The organism is Legionella yabuuchiae (assembly GCF_900640115.1).
In the GTDB taxonomy this organism is placed as follows: domain Bacteria; phylum Pseudomonadota; class Gammaproteobacteria; order Legionellales; family Legionellaceae; genus Legionella_A; species Legionella_A yabuuchiae.
The window spans coordinates 14,497-34,996 of record NZ_CAAAIW010000021.1 but is presented as its reverse complement, the minus strand read 5'-3'; the positions used below and the strand labels follow the sequence as shown (position 1 = coordinate 34,996).

Sequence of the window (20,500 nt, the reverse complement as noted above, 5' to 3'; positions counted from 1 at the left end):
TAGGTACGATACTTTAATCTTAGTGGAAAATTATGAATCTAGCACAGCAGCCTCATAATAAACAGGAGAATTTACTTTGCATCGAAAGCAACGGGTCTGACATGCCGTTTGTGTTTTGCAAGGGCGTATAATACCCTTTGTCACCCAAAGATTTAGCATCGGTAATAAAGCCTGCTCATCAAGATGAAATAATCGCTCCAGCTGCTGGGTGCTAACAACTCCATGCTTGATGATGTAATCACGAATTTGTATAAGCATGGCCTCCTCCTTTGAACCTGGAAGTATAATAAAACGTCGCCACAAAAACACCAACAGTAATTGTAATTCCGCTAAACCAGAGTAACGTTTGTTGTGGGTGCTCAATAAATCGTGCGCATTGATAAAATAAAACCGCCATAGCATAAGCCACAATTAAAGACCATGCGATTGAAAACCACATCAAGGTGCGATTGGCTTCTTGTCGAATTGCGGCCATTGTGGACACGCAAGGGATGTACAATAAGATAAATAGCAAATATGCGTAAGCTCCGGCCTTACCATCAAACCGCTCATACATTGCGCCATAGGCCGTTTGAGATAGCTCCCCATCAGGAATACTCGCCACAATAGGATTCACTAGCGCTTGTCCAAGGGTTGCAAAATTTTGTGGAATAGACCACAACGCTTCTTGCATTGCACCCCAAAAATCGAATCCCGCGGTTGTTGCATAATGCGCCATGGTTCCAGTCTGAGCATATAATGTATTTAAAGAGCCCACGACCACTTCTTTAGCCAACATGCCGGTCAAAAGACCAACCGTTGCCGGCCAATTCTCTTCGGTTAGCCCCATAGGATAAAATAAGGGCGTCAACCATCGTCCTAATTGCGATAAAAGTGAAGCACTACTTGCTGTTCCTGTGCTAATTCCGCCATCAAGAGTTATTGAGTTTAATAACCCCAAAATAATGCAGACTGGAATAATTAATTTTCCAGCGCGAAAAATGAAATGGCGCAAGCGTCGGTATGTGTCATTAGCCAGTCTTCGCCAAGAAGGTCGATGATATGCAGGGAGCTCAATAATTAATGATGAGGGATGACCGCGCAGCATAGTTTTTCTAAGTAGAAATCCGGTTAAAACGGCCATCAATATTCCAATGAGATACAAAGAAAATACGACATTTTGCCCTCCCGTTGGGAAAAACGCGGCCACAAAGACCGCATAAATGGCTAGTCGCGCGCTACAAGACATGAACGGGCTCATCAGTACCGTCAATAAGCGATCGCGTTCTGAGTCTAATGTTCGAGCCGCCATGATCGCTGGAACATTGCAACCAAAGCCTACAATCATCGGAACAAAAGACTTGCCTGGAAGTCCAAGAATTCGCATTAACTTATCGACCACAAAGGCCGCTCGCGCCATATAGCCCGATAATTCTAAAAAAGAAAGCATGAAAAACATCGCGGCGATAACAGGAATGAACGTTAACGTCGTATTAATGCCTTTCCCAATTCCATGAGCACAGAGTGCAATCACCCAATTGGGCAGGTGTAGCTGAGTTAATACATTCGCAAAACCCTGAACAAATATTGCATCGGTCGCGATATCAATAAAAGATTGAAAAGCGCCGCCAATATTAATCGCAAATAAGAACATCAAATACATGATGCCCAAAAAAATAGGCAGTGCCCAAATTCGATGCAACAAAAGGCGATCAATCTTAGCCGTCAAGTGCTCACTGGCATCAGACGATTTGCACTGCACGGCTTCCACCAGTTGATGTACGGCCTGGTAGCGTGCATCAGCCATTAAAATATCGCTGTCGGGAAGCACATTCATACGCTCACCTTCTTGAGCCAATAATATAGTATCCCCCTCAAGCACCCTTAATGCGATATAAGAAACTAAGAATGGGCGATGAAAGTCCGGCAGCAAGAGTTCTTCAAGAGCATTTAAAGCGGCGCTTGCCCCTTCTGGCATATTGAGTTTAAGCGTATGTGGTTTGAACGTCTTAGTATGTAAGTATTTCTTTAAGCGTTCAATTCCTTTTGATTTATGAGCTTCTATGGCCACAACAGGGCAGTTTAAACGCTCCGCTAATAACGTCGTATCTATGGAGATACCGCGTTGCGCTGCGATATCACACATATTGAGCGCAATGATCGTAGGTCTGCCGAGCTCTAGCAGTTGGCTTGTCAAATACAAATGCCGCTCCAAATGACAAGCATCAACAACATTAATGATTATATCTGCCTCTTCATGAGCAATGGTTCTGGCCGTAATTCGTTCATCTTGACTTGAACTGGTTGATAGTGCCAACGAATAAATGCCGGGTAAATCTGTGACTTGAATGGTTTTGCCTTGGTCAAAAAACGAGCCGGTTTTTTTTTCTACCGTAACACCAGGCCAATTACCAATTCGTTGATTTTCCCCGGTAAGTGCGTTAAATAGCGTTGTTTTACCGCAGTTTGGGTTTCCAACCAACATAACATGGGTCATAGGCGTTCCCATGATAAATGGCAAGCTTCATCCTTTCTTAAGGTTAACGACGTGCCACGTACCTCAACTTGCATAGGACAACCAAGGGGCGCAACTCGCACCACTGTTATCTCAGCACCTCGGGTGAGTCCTAATGACAATAACCGACGTCGATAGACAGGATCCGTATGACCAAAGTCGATGAGCCGCGCTCGATCACCTGTCGTCAGATTGCTGATGTTAAGCCTCATATTCTATTCCACAGCATAACAATAAAGATTCAACTACAAATGATATCGAGAATCATTCTCAATTACAATAGCAAACACCCTGTTCAATATACCCAAGATACTTTCTCGGATTAAAAACGAGCGTTACGATTTAAATAATCAAGTGATTGCATATCAAATAAACGGCTGACGATTCGTTGAAACTCCGCATACAGCGAACCTTGTGGGTATAATTTATCCGGTGGCGCTTGGGCTGATAGGATAACGCGCACACCTTGATCATACATCACATCAATAAAATGCATAAACAAGATGACCTTAACGGTATCTTGACTAGAAAAAATAGGAACCCCACTGACAAACACTATGTTAAACCGATCGGCGATTTCAAGATAATCCAGTTGTGAACGAGGAAGATTACAAATAACATCAAAATCAAACCAAACCGCATCCTGACTTACTTTTTTACAAACAACCTCGCGCGTTTGGACGGTAATGGTCGACTGCGTTTCGGCCTTTGGCGCGATTGCATCAAATTGAGCGCTCATTTTGTTTGCCGTCGCCTCATTCAGCGGATACAAATACGCTTGTACACTAGGAGCTTTGCCAAGACGATAATCGCGCTTATCTCCTAAGGTCATAATCTGACAATGGGTTGTAATTAAATCAATGGCCGGAAGAAAGCGTGCACGCTGCAACCCTTTTAAATACAACTGGTCTGGTGGCGTATTGGAAGTTGCAACCAGTGTTACCTTGCGGGAAAATAATTCTTTAAGTAATTGTGCCAAAATCATAGCGTCGGCGATGTCATACACTAAAAATTCATCTAAACAAAGTAAACGATTTTTTTTAGCGAGATCAGCGGCTATCGTTTTGAGTGGGTCTTTTAAACCCTGCAACGATCGCAATTGAGCATCAACTTGTTGCATAAAATGATGAAAATGAAAACGGGATTTATTCTCTAAGGGAATTGTTTGGTAAAACAAATCCATGACCAAGGTTTTCCCGGCCCCCACTGGTCCATAGAGGTACAGCCCTGTTATGGATGTTCGGCGTTTAAACCATCGGTTGGTGCGCACAAGCTCATTGGCTAGTTGTTGCAGATTGGTAAGGATTTGTCTTTGCAACGAATCATCTTCAATACGCCCTTCTGCAATAGCCGCCTCATAATGCGCCAATAAGTTCATAATGCAGGAACCTGTCGCCGAATTTCATCGATTAAACGGGTTTTTAACTCTACGAGTCGACCATGAAAAAAATGCCCAGTTTCAGCGAATTCTAATACCGGCAAGGAAGGCGAGGCTTGGTTCGCAAATTCTAATACCAAATCACTGGGAACGACTTCATCATCCTGACCTTGAATAATGATCCAAGGAGATGGAGCGTTTTGAAAGCCTTTGTAATCATAATGATGAACGGGTGGAGCCACCGTGATTAATAATTCATGTTCATGCTGTGCGGCTGTTCTGTACACGACATAAGACCCAAATGAAAAGCCAGCGTATATAAATTTTGCCTCAGGGACAGCGTTTAACCAACGTTCTGAAATAGCCAACATGTCTTCACTTTCACCAACACCAGCATCGTACTCACCTTCGGATTGGCCCACGCCGCGGAAATTAAATCGAAGACTAGGAACGTGCAGCGCCTTAAACGCCCGTGCCATGGTAGTCACTACTTTATTATTCATCGACCCACCCTGCAGCGAATGCGGATGCCCTAAGATAGCCACAACATCACGACGAACCTCATTAGGGACCGTCAACACCCCCTCGATCTGACCCACAGAGCCAGGAATTAAAAAGAGATGTTCACCAGAGACGTTTAGTAATTCATTAATATTCATTGTTACTTGTAATTGTTCAATTAAGGGTTGTCGGTAAGCTTTTCTTGCTTTTTTATCGTTGTGATTTATGATTACAGTCGCGCTGACTCAGTAAGCACTAAGAGCAGCGACTTATTATTATATAACTACCAGGAGGACTTGATCCATGCGACAGGTACCTATTTTTAGTCTCACTGCAACCTTGGCAGAGGGACAACCATGAAAATCCAAGATTTTAAACGTAAAAAAGAACAACAGCAAAAAATTAGTGTTCTAACCTGTTACGATTATCCATCTGCCTGCATCATTGCTGAATCAAACATTGATTGCGTGCTTGTAGGAGATTCGGTCGCGATGGTTATTCATGGTCATGAAACGACCATTAATGCAACCATAGATATGATGGTGCTGCACACCGCGGCTGTCGCTCGAGGTCTTAATCGACAATTTCTTATTGCTGATCTTCCTTTTCTGGCTTATAGAATCTCAAAAGCAGACACTGTAAATGCGGTAAAACAATTGCTGCAAGCCGGCGCTCATGCCGTTAAATTGGAAGGCGCCGATCAAGAGGCATGTGAAACCATCCAACATTTAGTAACCTCAGGCGTTCCGGTCATGGGACATATTGGACTGACACCGCAGTCAATTCATCAACTAGGCGGATATCAGGTACAAGGAAAACAACAAGAACAAGCAAAACGGCTCATACAAGAAGCTAAAGCACTTGAACAAGCGGGATGTTTTGCACTTGTGTTGGAGTGTGTCCCGCAAAATCTCGCGGCGACTATTACTGCTCAATTAACCATCCCAACCATTGGAATAGGTGCAGGTGTAATGACTGATGGTCAGGTCTTAGTCTGGCATGATTTACTGGGGTTACAAACTGAGTTTAAGCCACGTTTTGTTAAACACTATCTTTCCGGCAAAGAAACGCTCTTAAACGCTATCAATACTTATACGGAAGAAGTTTCAAGCCAGGCCTTTCCAACGATGGATCACAGCTACTAACCTCACTTCTGAGTTTGGAGTAATATTTATGAAAACAGTCCATCAATTGACTGAATGGCAGTCTTTACGACGCACCTTAGGCGCTAAACATCAAATCGGCTTTGTTCCCACTATGGGAAACTTGCATGCTGGCCATGCCTCTCTTTACCAAACTTCTAAAGCGGAAAATGACATAACCGTGGCTAGTCTCTTTATCAATCCCACCCAATTCAATCAACCGGATGATTTCAAGCTTTATCCAAAAACATTAGAAGCTGATCTCAATTTATTAAAGGATTTGGGGGTTGATTATTGTATTTTGCCGGACGAACCAAGCATGTATCCAGATCGCTATCGTTACCAGATTCAAGAATGTGAGAACAGCTTAGTGATGGAGGGCGCTCATCGTCCAGGTCATTTCACTGGGGTATTAACCGTTGTTATGAAGTTACTGAATCTAGTTAAACCCCATCGGGCCTATTTCGGGGAAAAAGATTATCAACAATATCAGCTCATACGAGATATGGTCGCGGCATTTTTCATGGATATTGAAGTCCTATCTTGCCCGACCATCCGTGAAACGAGCGGTTTAGCCTGTAGTTCCAGAAATAATCGTTTAGAGTCTAAACAGCGGACATTGGCGGATCAGTTTGCTTCTATATTTCATCAGCCCCTCCCGCGTCAAGACCTCATTGCCCAACTAGATGATCTTGGGATAGAGGTTGAATATCTGGAAGAAAAAGACAACCGTCGCTTTGTCGCCGTAAACATTGGCGGGATACGGCTGATTGATAACTACCTTCTTGATGAAAACAAAAGCGCATATCAGAACATCGCGATGAGCGCTTAGGTGTAGTGGGTTCTGTTTCCTGTTCAGCAGCAGAAGACTCAAATGATTGAAGGCTTTCTGAATCAAACTCGGGCAAAGACACGGACGCATATTAAGTTCAGTTGTTTTTGTCCGCTTCAAAAAGATTAAGAAGTGACTTTTTTCCATGTTTCTTGTGCAAGCGTAATTTGCTTTTCAATTTCTCCTAAGTCCCGTTGCAGAATAAGAATAGCCTGCTGATCTTGCTGCGATGCGCTTTGACAATGATTTAAGCGACGCGCAAGCGACTCTTTCTGTTCCGAAAGCGATTGGATGTTCTGTTCTAGTTGCTGTAACCATTGTTGTCGGGTGGCTAACGTTTGAATATCCAGGTGAGCTGAACACTTAGGCGATAATTTTTTTTCATGAAGCCTGCAAAGACGAACCAAAAGATTAATTTTGCGTGAGATTCTATTGGCTAAAAATTGAGTGCTGTTTTTGCTTGTTTCATGTTTTATAGCTGACAAGTCCGATTTAATTTCTTGGATATATGATTGTGGTCGGTCGTCTCCCGTACACTTAAACAACCCCTCCGGTAACACCTGTTCCTGGATCCTTAGTCCCACCTTATTCATTCGCCATAATAGCTCCGGTAATCTTAAAGCTAATTGCTCGGTAGTCTCTTCATTTGAATTCATAACATGATCCAATTAAACGGTGAGTCGGGATTATAGGCCTCTGCAATATACCCTTGTAATCGGTCAGTGATTTGATATTCCTGAACTTGATGTAAATGGCCACTATAGACGCGAAGATTGATTTCAGGGTAGGTATCCAGTAACTGTTTTAACGCATCTGACAAAGCAAACGAATAGTAAATGGTTCGATTTTCTTCAAGGGTTCGAACCGGATAATGGCCATGCATCGCTTCCATGGGAGGAATATGAGTAAAAATTATGATGGTTTTGATAGATTTTTTGATCCCAGCGGCACATTTTTGTAATAAGAATGCGGCGTCCTGTTCAGCAAGCTGGTTCAGCTTGCTGTTTAAATCATCTAAGTTTAATCGCATTAAATCCTTTATGGAATCACTATCCCAGGTATTCTCTCGAAGGGGTATACTCCCAGTATTACTCCAGCACCCAATCCCTACAATAAAATTATCCTTTAATGTAAATCCTGACTCATAGGTCAAGTAATACGCATTGGGGTAGGCGTGGCTTAGATTTCGAGCTTTTTGGCGGGCTTCATCCACTTGTAAATGATAATAATCATGATTTCCTAAGACAAAATAAACCGGTTTAGTAAATTTACAGAATAGATCTTCTAAAAAACGCCAATTCAACGGGGGATCCCCAATATCTCCGGTTATCCAGACTGCCTCGGCTTCACTCGCTTGAATTCGCTCCAGTAAATGAATGTACTGTTCTTTATCCAAGCGATTTACATGTAAATCAGTTAGCCACAAAGTACGCAAATGAATCTCATTATAAAATTGAGTAGGAATAATTGAAATTTTAGTCTAAATTAATTTAAAAAGTATAGTTGCAAGTTCGGCACAAACTTTTATGCCCATGAAGTCTTAGCAGAAAACCCACTGGTCGGAGAGTTCATTATGACAAAGACGAAGCAATATTTTGAGTCGTTGCTAGAACGTTGTGACATACGTCTTAATGGAACAAGGCCTTGGGATATTCAAGTCCATAATGATGCGGTATTTGCTCGTGTAGTAAAAGAAGGCACTCTAGGAGTTGGTGAGGCATATATGGATGGCTGGTGGGACTGTGATCAGCTGGACGTATTATTTGATCGTTTATTACGAAGTCAATTAGATACCCAAATTAAACCACCGTTAAGCGTGACGATGACGAACTTGATGGCTCGGGTAGTAAATCTGCAAAACAAACGGCGAGCTATCCAAGGCGTGCAACATTACAACATTAGTAATAAGCTCTTTAAAGCGATGTTGGATGAACGCATGATTTACAGTTGTGGCTATTTTAAAACGACTGACAATCTCGATGAGGCACAAACTGCTAAATTAAAATTAAGTTGCGATAAATTACATCTTGAACCGGGCATGCGCTTATTAGATGTCGGCTGTGGCTGGGGAGGAATGGCTAAATACGCAGCTGAACACTATGGTGTATCCGTGGTTGGCATTACCATATCTAAACAGCAGTATGACTTGGCCAAAGATCACTGCAAAGGGTTGGATGTAGATATTCGATTACAAGATTATCGCGATCTTCGTGAAACGTTTGATCGTGTCGTTTCAATTGGCATGTTTGAGCACGTCGGGCACCTTAATTACAACACTTACATGCAAACAATTTATAACTGTTTGAAGGATCAAGGCTTATTTTTATTGCATACCATTGGCGTGGACAAAACAACTTATATTGCAGACCCATGGATACGAAAATATATTTTTCCCAATGGCATGCTACCTTCGATGACCCAAATCTCACAAGCAACGGAGTCTTATTTTACTCTGGAAGATTTGCATAATTTTGGGCCATATTATGATAAAACCCTGTTAGCCTGGCGAGACAACTTCGTTAGACACTGGAGTGAGCTCAGTAAGCACTATGATGAGCGCTTCTATCGCATGTGGCTATACTATCTTTTATCCTGTGCAGGGGGATTTAGAGCACGGGGGATGCAACTGTGGCAAATGGTGCTCTCGAAAGGAGGGTATCCTTTGCCATACCAAGCCCCAAGATAAGCAACCCCAGTTTTCTACTGTGCCATCTGTATCGATGCTTTATTCGCTCGGCGAGATTGGAATTTATTGGCAATAAATGGTGGCAAGCACATAACGATAAAGCCTAACAGCAAGGTAATTTCATAGCGTGTGATGCTGCCTACATTTATTCCATCCGGAGGCATAAAGCTGACAATCAGTGTGGTTAAAGCGCCAACAATACCAATGCCGGCAACAAAAAGAAGTCCCGGCATCCCACCTGGAATTTTAAATCCTCGGGGATGATCAAAAGCACTTAATCTTAACTTAATTGCGGCAGCAAACATAATGAGATACATAATCATGTACAACTGCGCAGCCAAAGCCGTAAGCAACCAATAAGAGCCATTCACGCTTGGCATAAATAAGAACAAACTAGACAAGATTGTAACAATAACGGCTTGACCCAAAAGCATTGTTAATGGTGCATTGCGTTTGTTGGTTCGTTGAAATAAGGGAGGAAGATTGCCATCTTCAGCAGCCACCAATAGCCCTTTCGTTGGTGCAATAATCCAATTACTCACACCACCTAAACCGCCCAATACTAACATGATTGCAATGAGCGGCATAAACCAGCTTAAATGATAGCGAGCAAAAAAAGCATCAAATGCCTGCATAATACCAGCAACCAGGTTGATATCACTTTGTGGTAGAACCACGGCAATGGCTAATGAGCCTAAGATTAGCGTGCTTAAAATAATCAACACCGAGTAAATTAACGCGTAAGGAAATGCTCGTTGTGGATTGTCAACATCGTTGGCATGAACTGTTGCGATTTCAATACCACAGAATGACATCATGATGGCGGTTAAAGAAACCCACATGGAATGATCTTGCCAGTGAGGGATCACATCATTAGATGCAAAATGAACCTGCATGGGATTTCCCCCAAGAATCCAGGCGGCTCCCAACCCAATAATGAGCGCCATGGGAATTAACAGTCCCGAAATTGCACAAATATTACTAAACATGGCTGAGGATTTCATACCACCTAAGTTAACTAACGTAGCCCCCCAGAAAGCACTGACGATAATTAACCAGAGAAAATAAGGGTTTTCGGCCAAAGCAGGATTTATCAAATATCCCACGGTACCTGCAACAAACGATAAAATCGTTGGGTACCAAATGACATTTTCAATCCACTGCAACCAAATCGCAAAAAAGCCGGCTCGTTTTCCAAATGCTTCTTTAACCCAAATATAAATTCCACCTTGCTTGGGCCAGCCTGAAGCCAACTCAGCTGAAACCAAGGCCGTGGGAATGAGAAAAAATAACGCGCCAAGCGCGAAGAAAAAAATCAATTGGCTGCCAAATAATGCCGTCGCGGGTAGATTTCGAATACTATCCACGGAGCCAACTGTAATCATAGTCAAACTGAATACAGTCAAAGCATGTTTTTTATTACTCATTGTATTCCTTTTCTGCTTAATCAGATCAGCAGTAAGTTTAATCTCTTTGTTAGCACAAGCACTACGTCCTGTTTCCTTTCCTTACGGTCGCGACTTAGGATTAGAGAACAAAACACTAGCTAACATTATAATCCGAATAACTTAAGAAAACCTTAATAATCGTACAAAAAAAAATCACAAACGTCGATTTTCTTATACCTGGACTTTATTTTGTCCATCAATTAACAAATAGGGCCAACATTACCACAAATTTCTCATCAAGTAAGCAACTCACCCAGCAAATTGGAACTTAATGTTCCAAAACATAATTTTTAGTTAGCAGCAAGGTCTACCGACCTTACCTGCCCAAGACTCTGAAGACAGGAATATCTGCGCAAATTGTTACCTATTTGAAAAAAAAGTCATTTTTAAGCTAGGATTACAATAAACGCCATGGAAGAACAACCTATGAGGATATCAAAGCGGTGCCTAGTTCTACTTGCTGGATTACTTTCCATTAAGGTTCTTTTTGCCCAAAATATTCCCCCTCGGCATCCGCAATGCCACAATGCAGACAAAATCCTAATTAATGCAACGTTCATTACTTTGAATAACACTCAGCCAGAGGCACATGCAGTTGCGATTCATCAAGAACATATTGTCGCAGTGGGTGATGAGAAATCCTTATTTGAACAGTGTAAAGGCCCGGATACAACACTTATCGATTTAAATGGTGCTACCGTTGCGCCAGGTTTTATTGATACCTACTCTCACTTTATCTTGTATGGATGGCTAGCAAACCACTCCCTAGATTTATCCACCACCAACGCCTTTCAGAGAGCACATTGGAAACCGATTAAGAACATCGATGATTTTCTGAACGCCATAAAAGCCAATTTAGATCCTAGCAAACCCTGGTTGGTTGTGAGTGGGTATGATGAAGGACGGGTTCAAGGCGCATTATTGAATCAAGGGTTATTAGATGAAATCGATGCTACTCATCCCATCCTTGTGTTTTATGCATCCGGGCAAAAAGCCCTATTAAACACCGCCGCAATAAGGAAAATTCAACAAGATAAACGCTTTGGATCAATATACATTGACTACGAAGGGGTCATCAGTGGCAACAGTTTAAATCACTTTCTAACCGCATTTATCAAACCTATGGAGGTGGCTGAGGCCATTGAAACGGCAGCAAAACATTATACAGAGCAAGGGTATACGACGATTACTGAGGTGAACAGCACCCCTTCATGGATTAACAACTACATTGCGGCCACCAAAAATAAAGCGTTCCCACTGGATGTGGTGTACACAACTTCCAATGCCAAACAACGTCACAATTTACAACAAATGTCCGCGAAAAATCCAAGACTCTATCCTGGACCAGTCCTTGTTAAAGTGGATGGTTTAGCACAAAATTATGCGGCTTATTTAACATCACCTTATATTCAACCTATTGCTCCTTTTAGCTCAGGGTGGCGTGGGGCATTGCACCGTCCACCCAAAGACTTAGAAGAGGAAATCGCATCTGCGCTTCATCAAAAAATACCGCTTGCCATTGAAGCACATGGCGATGCAGCTATTGATTTTTCTTTAAATATTTTACAAAAAACAAAACCCACAGGAGCACCGCTGGTTCTCATCAATATTGAATACATTCGCGAAGACCAATTACAACGACTTAAGCTCTTGGAGGTTCAGGCTAGCTGGTTTTCTCCTTATCTCTTTTACTGGGGAGAAAACATGTGCCATGAGCGTTTAGGCTCTCTTCGCGCTTTACAAATGAACCCCCTGCAAACCGCAAAAAAAATATTAGGGCAAACCCCAGCACACGCCAACTCTCCTGCCGTTCCTCCATCTCCAATTGATGCCATGAACTGGATGACCACCCGAACGGTGCAACGGTGGCATTATCCGGTTAACCGCCGCTGTCCACAGTATTTCAATATCAATGAACGAATCAGTATGAAAGAAGCGCTGGAGTCCTTTACAATTGATGCGGCCAAGTTATATCAATTGGATCACGAAAAAGGGTCCATTGAGCGAGGGAAATTAGCAGATATGGTTATCTTAAGTCATAATCCTTTGAAGGATTTAAGCGACTCTTTAAAGGTAACAGGTACGATTGTGCGGGGTCAGATTCATTTCATGGATAAAAAGCCCGCAAATAAACCTCTGAGTGCACCCCAATCCAGCACGCTACCTTAATCGCTTACCAGTTAGAACCTCATAAATTTTAGTTGGCGAGGGTTCATGACCGAGTTCACCACTGACAATCCCCGCTATCCCTTCAGGAAATTGCTGAGCAAGTTGTTCAACACTTTTCGCAGGATCTTGGCCGCTCAAATTTGCGCTGGTGGAAATCAATGGACCGGCAAAACTAAGCGCTTTTGCAACAGGATGCGCACTCATCCGTATGGCTAGCGTGTCTCGTTCGCCGGTAATCCAATCTGGAATGGATTCGGCTCTTGGAAAAATCCAGGTTACAGGCCCAGGCCAGGTTTCTTGAACCTTTCGCATCGCCAAATCGGGAATCGGCGCGGTTAACTCTGATAATTGCTCCCAAGAAGAGATTAGAAGAATGAATCCTTTTGAAGATTCGCGATTCTTTAAACGAAGCAATTGGGCTACTGCTGTTTCATTAAACGGATCGCACCCTAGCCCAAAGACTGCCTCTGTAGGGTAAGCAATCACCTCTCCTTGATTCATTAACTCCCGAGCATGCTTAATTTCATGGACTATACGCATCGCGTTCAAATTAGATTCTTCGTTTAAGTTTAATGCAGATTACTGGTAATATCGGCAAATTACAAGCCTCTAAAACGATGAAGTGGGGCGTTTTTTTGTTTCATCCTAGATGAGTTTGGAGCATGTATGATCCAACAAATTCCCCCGTCAATGGCCCACCCTATGGTTATTGGGAGAAAATGACCTAACCTGCTTTGGCGTTATGCGTCACTTCGATTCCACGCCCAAGCATAGATTAATATAAAACCAGGTTGATTAATATTTGATTTTTATGTAATATATAGTATCCGTTACCTCGAGGAATCCATGTCCAATGGCAAAGTTTCATGCTTTTTTTATCGCCACTTTACTGATGTTTCTTTCCTTTTTGGGTCATGCTACCCCTACCTTAGATGAAAAAATAGGTCAGATGCTCATTATCGGCTTTGACGGCCAAGAAGTTACCGAGAACTCTCCTATTACTCAAGTAATTAATCACTACAATATTGGTGGGGTAATTCTTTTTGACTTCAATAAAAAAACCGGTACTTTTGATAAAAATATTTCAAGTCCGAAGCAGCTAAAAAAACTCAATCAATCTTTAAAAGAACAAGCCGAACGTTCAAATCGCACCCATCATCGGGACGATTTACCGCTGCTCATCTCAGTTGACTACGAAGGTGGCGTTGTTACTCGTCTTCGTAAAGATAAAGGCTTTCCGGATACTTATTCTGCAAAACGTATTGCCCAAATGCCTTTGAGCGAAGCGCAAGATGCTGCTAAAGAGATGGCGAATACTCTGCACACCTACGGGTTTAATTTAGACTTTGCGCCAGTACTGGATGTAGATATTAATCCCAATAATCCTGTGATAGGCGGGCTCGAACGGAGTTTTTCTGAAAATCCATACGTTGTGCAACAATATGCACAATTGTTTGCTACGGAATTTACCCAACACCAAATTGAATGCGCTTACAAGCATTTTCCTGGCCATGGAAGTTCGGATTCCGATTCTCACCTAGGCTTTGTCGATGTGACAGAATCTTGGCAAGAAAAAGAGCTTCTTCCCTTCGAGTTAAGCATAAACGAACCTAATCACTGCCATATGATTATGAGCGCTCATATAGTCAATCGTAAACTCGACCCCTCTGGTTTACCAGCCACTTTATCCAAATCCGTTTTAACCGGCTTGTTACGTAACAAATTACATTTCGACGGTGTTATCATTACCGATGATATGCAGATGAAAGCCATCACGGAACATTATGGTCTCGAACAAGCATTAAGTTTGGCAATAAACGCAGGTGCTGACATGTTGATATTTGGGAATCAATTATCCGATACTGCACAAAATCCTGGCGAAATCATTCAAATCATTCGTAATAAAGTCAAAACTGGAGAAATCCCGGAAGCTCGGATTAATGACGCTTACGCTCATATCGTAGAATTCAAAAAGCGTCTTAAGCCTCAAAATAAGCAGTAATTGCAGCAATCCCTAATAATCAATTTCAAAAAAATGGGGGTCGTATAAATAGCAATTCCAAGCGACCTTATGGTCATTTTCTTCAATGATGAGCACTAATTTAGGCAGTGCATCAAACTGTGGCATATCATGGATAAAACAAACACGCCTCAGGTTTGCAAAAGTTATAAAATGATGGCGCGGTTGAGCAATGTGAGATGGCGGGAGTGAATAATACCCATCATGAACAATTAATTCACTCGGTTTTCCAGTGATCACAAAGCGATCAGCGGCCGCAGCCGAGATTATCATACTAAGAAACAGCGCGAACCAGACTCGCATCAGGGTTCCCTCCCAACCATCAATCAGTGATATTTATGAAGTCGTATATGCTTAAGTATAGGCAAAATTTTTATTCATTATTCTCGGCAATAGGCCGGTCGGTTATCTTTTTAATAATCGATACCTTAAATTGATCCGCGCCCGACCTCTATCCGCATGAATCAACCTCTATAGCTCGCGAACTTCTTCGATAATAATATCTTCGTTAGGAACATCGTTGTGACCCATGCGAGATCCTGTTCTCACTTTGGCTATTTCATCAACAACATCCATGCCTTCAACCACTTCACCAAAGACACAGTAACCATAAGTTTGTGCTTGATCGCCACTATAATTTAAAAACGTATTATCCACTAAATTAATAAAAAACTGCGACGTGGCTGAGTGGGGATCCATAGTTCTAGCCATTGCAATAGTGCCCCGCTTGTTTGGCTTGGCCTGCTTCGCTTCGTTTTCAACTGGGCTTTTGGCCGGTTTTGTTTTCATATCAGCCGTTAACCCACCGCCCTGGATCATAAAATTATCAATGACACGATGAAAAATGGTATTATCATAAAAGCCATCGCGAACATATTGCAAAAAATTTGCACTGGTTTTAGGGGTATTTTCCTCATCTAGTTGAATTTTAATCGTTCCTTTGGATGTTTTAATCTGGATCATGAAGTCTCCTGTAAAATGCGTTTCGCATTTGTAATTATGAATTTGAGATAATCAGAGCACGCATCTTATCACAAACATCATGCAACACATGAACGTTATGAATGCTTGCTAACGCAGTAAATAAAATAGCTTTTTGCTTACAAAGCTGATGTAAATAAGCACGCGAATAATGTTGACAGGTATAGCAGGTACAATTTGGCATAATCGGGTCTAAATCGTCAGCGTAAATGGCTTTTTTAATTTGGATGCGGCCTTGCTCATGTTCGCTTTCGAACTTTAACCAATGACCATCGTTTACAACGCGGCCACAATACAACGCCCCATGTCTTGCATTTCGAGTTGGAGCCACGCAATCGAACATATCAATACCCTCTTTGACGACATCGATAAGATCTTGTGGGGACATTCCAACGCCCATGGTGTAGCGTGGTTTTTCGGGGGGTAATAAATCCATTACCCAGGTTAAGACCTGCACGGTCTTTTCCATATCAAAGCCAATCGTTTCGCCTCCAATAGCAATGCCATCCGTATCCATGGAGGCTACAAAAGCAGCACTCTCACGCCGTAACGCCTCATAAACCCCACCTTGGACAATCCCAAACAACGCTTGCTGAAACCCATATTTCGAAGTCGGGTATTTCAAATGATAATCCACAGACTGCCTCAACCACCGGTGTGTGCGAGTCATGATATGCTGCACTTGCTCTTTGGTACAGGTGTCTGGGGTACACTGATCAAAGGCCATGATAATGTCTGCACCAATAATCTTCTGTGTTTCTAGGGACATTTCCGGGGTCATGTGAATGATACGATCACTGCCTGGTAAGGAAAAATGTGCGCCCTCTTCATCAATGGTGCAAATTTCTTTATTTTTTGAGAGACTAAAGACCTGGAACCCGCCACTATCCGTGAGCATCGGACCATCCCATCCCATAAACTGATGCATGCCGCCCGCCTTCTCAATGACCTCCATGCCTGGCGCGCATAACATATGATAAGTATTCCCTCCCAAAATAATTTGGCTACCGGCTTCTTTTAATTCGCGGGGAGTCATATTATTAACGCCCGCGCGCGTACCTACGGGCATGAATACAGGAGTTGTAAATGCACCGTGTGGGGTTGTAACGCACGTGACTCTTGCGGCTGTGTATTTATGGCGATGGGTAACTTCGCAACGAAATTTGTTCATAACTAGCGCATAAGGATAAAGAAGCGATCATAACCAAGACCGCTACGGTTTACCAGTCACTTGATGCAAGGTTTTTTTAAGAATAAAAAAAACAAGAACGCTAGCCAAACACATGAACATGAAATAAAACAGTGTCCACATGGCCATGGATAAGCCTAACCAATGCCAATGCTGCTCAGCGCAATCACCCGCACCAAAGAATAAAGCGTGGGCAATATCTTTCCATGGAAAATATTTTAACATCACGTCTAATCCTGGCATGCAGGCTGGGGTCATATCTTGAGGTAAAGACTGTAACCAAACTTGGCGACTAGCAAAATAAATACCAGCCAGTGAAAAAATCATCTGAAACACAGCCACCAAGCGAGCACGCTTAAGGGTAGATAAAGACATCCCCATTAAACAAAATATACCTAAAGCCATTGCACAAAAACGCTGCATAATACAAAGAGGACACGGAATCATGCCCTCAACGTATTGAAAATAAAACGACATGAATACTATAAAAAAAGTTAATAGAAACAAAAAAGATTGTGAGACTCTATAAATACGTTTTGTCATGCTTGTGGCACCATGTATTCAACCGCTTGTTTAATTTCTTCGTCAGTACATTTCGCACATGTCCCTTTGGGAGGCATGGCATTGATGCCTTTAATAGCCGTAGTCACTAACCCGCTGATTCCCTTTTCAGCCAAACGCTTTTTCCAATCCTCTTCAACGCGAAATTTGGGCGCCCCAGCCACACCAGCCTGATGACAAACGGCACAATAGCTATTATAAATTTCAGACCCAGGTGCTTTTTCAACAACCATTTGTGCTTCAGGCTGAAGTTCTTCAACCGTTTTACGAGCTTCTTCAGGGGCTTCTTGAACCCTCACGTTACCGATTGGGCTAATGCGTTTTCTAATTTCTTCGCGATAAAAATCTTCAGCCGCCAAGAGCGGTGTCGCGACTATTAATAATCCAAATAACCATCCTAAACGCATGAGATGAACCTAATCTTAAGGAATAAAAAAATGATACCGATAACGCGTTGTTATTTCTACCTAAATCTCACTCAGAGCGTTACGATAAGCGTCAATCCTCCACGATATTTCATGAACGCATCAGCAATTCTTCAGCATCCAGTTCTTCCATATAACGATTATACGACAGTATTTTAGGCTGACGGACACTAAATAGGTCATTGCCGCGCAAATAAGCATAGTAATACGGATGCGTAGCATCCAAACGGGTTGCGGGCAATAAACAACTGGTCCAATCGTTCGTGCCAGAATTTAAAACTTTGGAAGACCAAAGACCTGGAATTTTTCTACGGCTTGTTAGTTCATTAATCACTTGTCGGCTCGCGCCATGGGCAGAAGCAAGCTCTTGGCAGGCATTCATGTCATGTTCGTTTTTGACAATTAAAAAACTGGTATTTGCATCTTCATCGAGCATAAAAAAGCTCCCGGAATGATCCGCCAGATAATACTCAATAATGCCATTCGCTTGGAGAATGCCCTGGAAAAATTGAACAAAATTTTTATCACTTAAACAGGGAGGAGCCTGAATCGTAAGCATTCGTTCAATCGCATCAGACATACTCTGGAAATATTGATGCTGTAGCTCATTAATGCTTTTGATGATTAGCTCAGCGGCGTTGGTATCATTTTTTTTAATGTAACGATCAATTAGTCCTTCATTAAAGGCTTCTATGGCCAGTGCTTCATTGGCCTGTCCTGAAAGCAGAATTTTTTTAATATTGGGATTTTCAATGCGACGACAAAACTCTAATCCGTCCATGCCGGGCATCGCATAGTCAACCACGATGACAGAGAGCTCAGCAAATCGGTTTGGGTTATACACTTCCGCGTGGATCGCTGCGAAGTCACTGTTGGGGTTAGGTTGTAGTGTAATTTTCTGTTTAGACTCATGATATTCATTAAGATATCGTTGATTTAAAAACTCAAATTCACAGTGTTTATGGTGAATGTAATCCAATGCCTTAGTTGGGTTATCAAATATTCGATAAGCCACCTCTTCATCTAGCTGCAGGACGAAATTCAATAAAAAATCACGATTGTCATCAAGGAAGATCGTAGTACTAGGAAAAAAACAAGTTGGAATCTTATAGTTTTGCATAGCTCCTCCTGAGCAAACCTTAACTATCGATCTAAATCCATCACCATTCACTACAATGGTCATTGCATCAAGGATTTAGGTTAAATCTAAAAGATTAGTATATACTCAACCTCTTTAAAAATGCGAATTATTGTTCTTTATTTTCTCTGTTTGCTGGATTTGGTCTCCAACTCAATGCTATTTGCGCGGGGATTGGGAAAATAGAGTATAAACGTTGTGTAAGCCCCTTCTTCAGATTCACAGCGTATATCCCCCCCAAAACGCCTCATAACTAATTTACAAAAAGAAAGCCCGATTCCTGTTCCCATGAAGGAGGTGGTATAGAAATGTTCAAATAACTGATGCAATTGTTGTTGCGACATGCCTAAGCCCGTGTCTTTAAAATACAAATAATGATATTGGTCATCAGAGTGCGTTGAAATATTAATTTCCCCTCGTTCGGCAACCGCAATGGCGTACAACGCATTTTTCATTAAATTAAAAAGAACATGTTGCATTAATAATTTTGAACCGAAAAATTCAAAATCCCCTTCAAACTGCACTAACCGCCGGGCTTCATTGGTTCGAAAAGGGTAGCGTTCTATTGCTTCTTGCAAACATTCAGACATCGAGCAAGGTTCAAGCACACAGTGTTCCAAATGGTTGTCGCGGCCGGCCTTGATTAATAGCATATCAATGATTGCATTGGCGTAGTTAATTTCATTAATGATGCGATCATTCACCCCCTCCAACTGATTCAGGCGGTTGACACGAATTGGCTTGTCCAACAAGCCTTGTTCTTTTGCCAAACGATAACCATCGAAAAGCGCAGGTAGTGATGTTTTTAATGCTTGTGCCCCGCTTTTAATACTCAGCAATGGGGTACGAAGTTCATGAGCAATCATGCCAGCGGCTGCGGCCATTCCTTTAAGACGCTGGCGTTCAACCACCGCTTTTTTATAATTAACTGTTGAACCCGCCACAATAAAAAAAATAGCCAACAACACTACCTCAGCATGCTCTTCATTAAAAAAAAGTTCCGAGGCTGTAAAATAATATGCGACAAAAGCAATGCTAATTCCAAGCAATAAAAGCACTATGAGACTAACAAAATCAACTAATGATACCAGTAAAAAAACACTGCTTAACAATAACATCGACGCCAAATCGTTAGCGCGATTCATTAAAAACAAATAGGTGAAAAAAAAGGGTAATATGTAAAGAAGCGCGACAAACCAAAACCACGGAATGAGTTTTTGTAGCTGTTTTGGCCAGAATGGACTTAACACCAGACCAAGCCCAAGCGATGCGCCGAATAAATGTAACCTTAAAGCAGCATACGTCTCTGGTTGGGGATACCAAGCTTCCCACAACAGGTAAAAGAACGGAAATCCAAGAAACGCAATGAGTCCAACGACAACATATTGGTGAGAAGAACTTGCCAAATTCTGTTGCATGAATTGATTTATTGAACGCATTGATTGTTTTATAAATTCCATATGACGCCTTTTGTAGTAGGAAATCCTGTTCACATACCATCGCCACTCTCACTGAATAGCACATTTTCCCTATCCC

21 protein-coding genes are annotated in these 20,500 nt (G+C 42.1%); 5 read left to right on the top strand and 16 right to left on the bottom strand.

The annotated features are described in order from the left end of the window. Nucleotides 1-30: 30 nt before the first annotated feature. The 5 genes from E1O47_RS08710 to E1O47_RS08690 form a co-directional block, all read right to left on the bottom strand. Nucleotides 31-258 (bottom strand): FeoC-like transcriptional regulator, encoded by a 228-nt coding sequence (locus tag E1O47_RS08710; RefSeq protein WP_133130872.1) that lies wholly within the window; start codon nt 256-258, stop codon nt 31-33. Then, nucleotides 239-2,476 (bottom strand): Fe(2+) transporter permease subunit FeoB, encoded by a 2,238-nt coding sequence (feoB, locus tag E1O47_RS08705; RefSeq protein WP_133130871.1) that lies wholly within the window; start codon nt 2,474-2,476, stop codon nt 239-241. Before feoB ends, E1O47_RS08710 begins: the two co-directional genes overlap by 20 nt. Then, on the bottom strand, nt 2,473-2,706 hold the full coding sequence (locus E1O47_RS08700) for a FeoA family protein (protein WP_133130870.1): 234 nt from the start codon (nt 2,704-2,706) through the stop codon (nt 2,473-2,475). The genes feoB and E1O47_RS08700 overlap by 4 nt, the downstream gene beginning before the upstream one ends. A gap of 110 nt (nt 2,707-2,816) precedes the next feature. Beyond that, a complete protein-coding gene (gene zapE, locus E1O47_RS08695) occupies nt 2,817-3,872 on the bottom strand; it encodes a cell division protein ZapE (RefSeq protein ID WP_133130869.1) in 1,056 nt (351 codons plus the stop codon). Beyond that, entirely contained in the window at nt 3,869-4,531 is a 663-nt protein-coding gene (locus tag E1O47_RS08690; protein WP_133130868.1) for an alpha/beta hydrolase, read from the bottom strand. The genes zapE and E1O47_RS08690 overlap by 4 nt, the downstream gene beginning before the upstream one ends. A 198-nt stretch (nt 4,532-4,729) precedes the next feature. Here E1O47_RS08690 and panB point away from each other — a divergent pair, with 198 nt between their 5' ends. After that, on the top strand, nt 4,730-5,518 hold the full coding sequence (gene panB / locus E1O47_RS08685) for a 3-methyl-2-oxobutanoate hydroxymethyltransferase (RefSeq protein WP_133130867.1): 789 nt from the start codon (nt 4,730-4,732) through the stop codon (nt 5,516-5,518). A 28-nt stretch (nt 5,519-5,546) separates the two neighbouring features. Then, a complete protein-coding gene (gene panC / locus E1O47_RS08680; RefSeq protein ID WP_133130866.1) occupies nt 5,547-6,347 on the top strand; it encodes a pantoate--beta-alanine ligase in 801 nt (266 codons plus the stop codon). A gap of 125 nt (nt 6,348-6,472) precedes the next feature. Here panC and priC read toward each other — a convergent pair whose 3' ends face one another. After that, nucleotides 6,473-7,003, bottom strand: a complete 531-nt coding sequence (priC, locus tag E1O47_RS08675; protein ID WP_133130865.1) for a primosomal replication protein PriC — start codon at nt 7,001-7,003, stop codon at nt 6,473-6,475. Next, nucleotides 7,000-7,782: a metallophosphoesterase family protein gene (locus E1O47_RS08670; RefSeq protein ID WP_165475086.1), complete on the bottom strand. Its 783-nt coding sequence runs from the start codon at nt 7,780-7,782 to the stop codon at nt 7,000-7,002. Before E1O47_RS08670 ends, priC begins: the two co-directional genes overlap by 4 nt. A 138-nt stretch (nt 7,783-7,920) precedes the next feature. Here E1O47_RS08670 and cfa point away from each other — a divergent pair, with 138 nt between their 5' ends. Further along, entirely contained in the window at nt 7,921-9,033 is a 1,113-nt protein-coding gene (cfa, locus tag E1O47_RS08665; protein ID WP_133130863.1) for a cyclopropane fatty acyl phospholipid synthase, read from the top strand. Nucleotides 9,034-9,047: 14 nt separating this feature from the next. Here cfa and E1O47_RS08660 read toward each other — a convergent pair whose 3' ends face one another. Further along, nucleotides 9,048-10,460: an APC family permease gene (locus E1O47_RS08660; protein WP_133130862.1), complete on the bottom strand. Its 1,413-nt coding sequence runs from the start codon at nt 10,458-10,460 to the stop codon at nt 9,048-9,050. A 432-nt stretch (nt 10,461-10,892) separates the two neighbouring features. On the opposite strand from E1O47_RS08660, the gene E1O47_RS08655 reads away from it, so the two are divergent. Continuing rightward, on the top strand, nt 10,893-12,650 hold the full coding sequence (locus E1O47_RS08655; protein ID WP_133130861.1) for an amidohydrolase: 1,758 nt from the start codon (nt 10,893-10,895) through the stop codon (nt 12,648-12,650). On the opposite strand, the gene tsaC is transcribed toward E1O47_RS08655, so the two are convergent. Next, on the bottom strand, nt 12,642-13,190 hold the full coding sequence (gene tsaC / locus E1O47_RS08650; protein ID WP_133130860.1) for an L-threonylcarbamoyladenylate synthase type 1 TsaC: 549 nt from the start codon (nt 13,188-13,190) through the stop codon (nt 12,642-12,644). The two genes, E1O47_RS08655 and tsaC, sit on opposite strands and share 9 nt — an antisense overlap. 313 nt (nt 13,191-13,503) lie before the next feature. On the opposite strand from tsaC, the gene E1O47_RS08645 reads away from it, so the two are divergent. Next, nucleotides 13,504-14,652, top strand: coding sequence for a glycoside hydrolase family 3 protein (locus E1O47_RS08645; RefSeq protein ID WP_133130859.1), 1,149 nt, complete (start codon nt 13,504-13,506; stop codon nt 14,650-14,652). A gap of 12 nt (nt 14,653-14,664) precedes the next feature. Here E1O47_RS08645 and E1O47_RS08640 read toward each other — a convergent pair whose 3' ends face one another. The 7 genes from E1O47_RS08640 to E1O47_RS08610 all read right to left on the bottom strand — a co-directional run bounded on the left by E1O47_RS08640 (nt 14,665) and on the right by E1O47_RS08610 (nt 20,424). Next, entirely contained in the window at nt 14,665-14,973 is a 309-nt protein-coding gene (locus E1O47_RS08640; protein WP_133130858.1) for a hypothetical protein, read from the bottom strand. 168 nt (nt 14,974-15,141) lie between these two features. Next, nucleotides 15,142-15,633, bottom strand: coding sequence for a peptidylprolyl isomerase (locus E1O47_RS08635; RefSeq protein ID WP_133130857.1), 492 nt, complete (start codon nt 15,631-15,633; stop codon nt 15,142-15,144). A gap of 34 nt (nt 15,634-15,667) precedes the next feature. Then, nucleotides 15,668-16,822, bottom strand: coding sequence for a tRNA guanosine(34) transglycosylase Tgt (gene tgt, locus E1O47_RS08630; RefSeq protein ID WP_133130856.1), 1,155 nt, complete (start codon nt 16,820-16,822; stop codon nt 15,668-15,670). A 42-nt stretch (nt 16,823-16,864) separates the two neighbouring features. Beyond that, nucleotides 16,865-17,383, bottom strand: a complete 519-nt coding sequence (locus tag E1O47_RS08625; RefSeq protein ID WP_133130855.1) for a disulfide bond formation protein B — start codon at nt 17,381-17,383, stop codon at nt 16,865-16,867. Next, nucleotides 17,380-17,808, bottom strand: a complete 429-nt coding sequence (locus E1O47_RS08620; protein ID WP_133130854.1) for a c-type cytochrome — start codon at nt 17,806-17,808, stop codon at nt 17,380-17,382. Before E1O47_RS08620 ends, E1O47_RS08625 begins: the two co-directional genes overlap by 4 nt. 109 nt (nt 17,809-17,917) lie before the next feature. Continuing rightward, nucleotides 17,918-18,946, bottom strand: a complete 1,029-nt coding sequence (locus tag E1O47_RS08615) for a response regulator (RefSeq protein ID WP_133130853.1) — start codon at nt 18,944-18,946, stop codon at nt 17,918-17,920. A 137-nt stretch (nt 18,947-19,083) separates the two neighbouring features. Beyond that, nucleotides 19,084-20,424, bottom strand: a complete 1,341-nt coding sequence (locus E1O47_RS08610; protein WP_133130852.1) for a sensor histidine kinase — start codon at nt 20,422-20,424, stop codon at nt 19,084-19,086. Nucleotides 20,425-20,500: the final 76 nt, after the last annotated feature.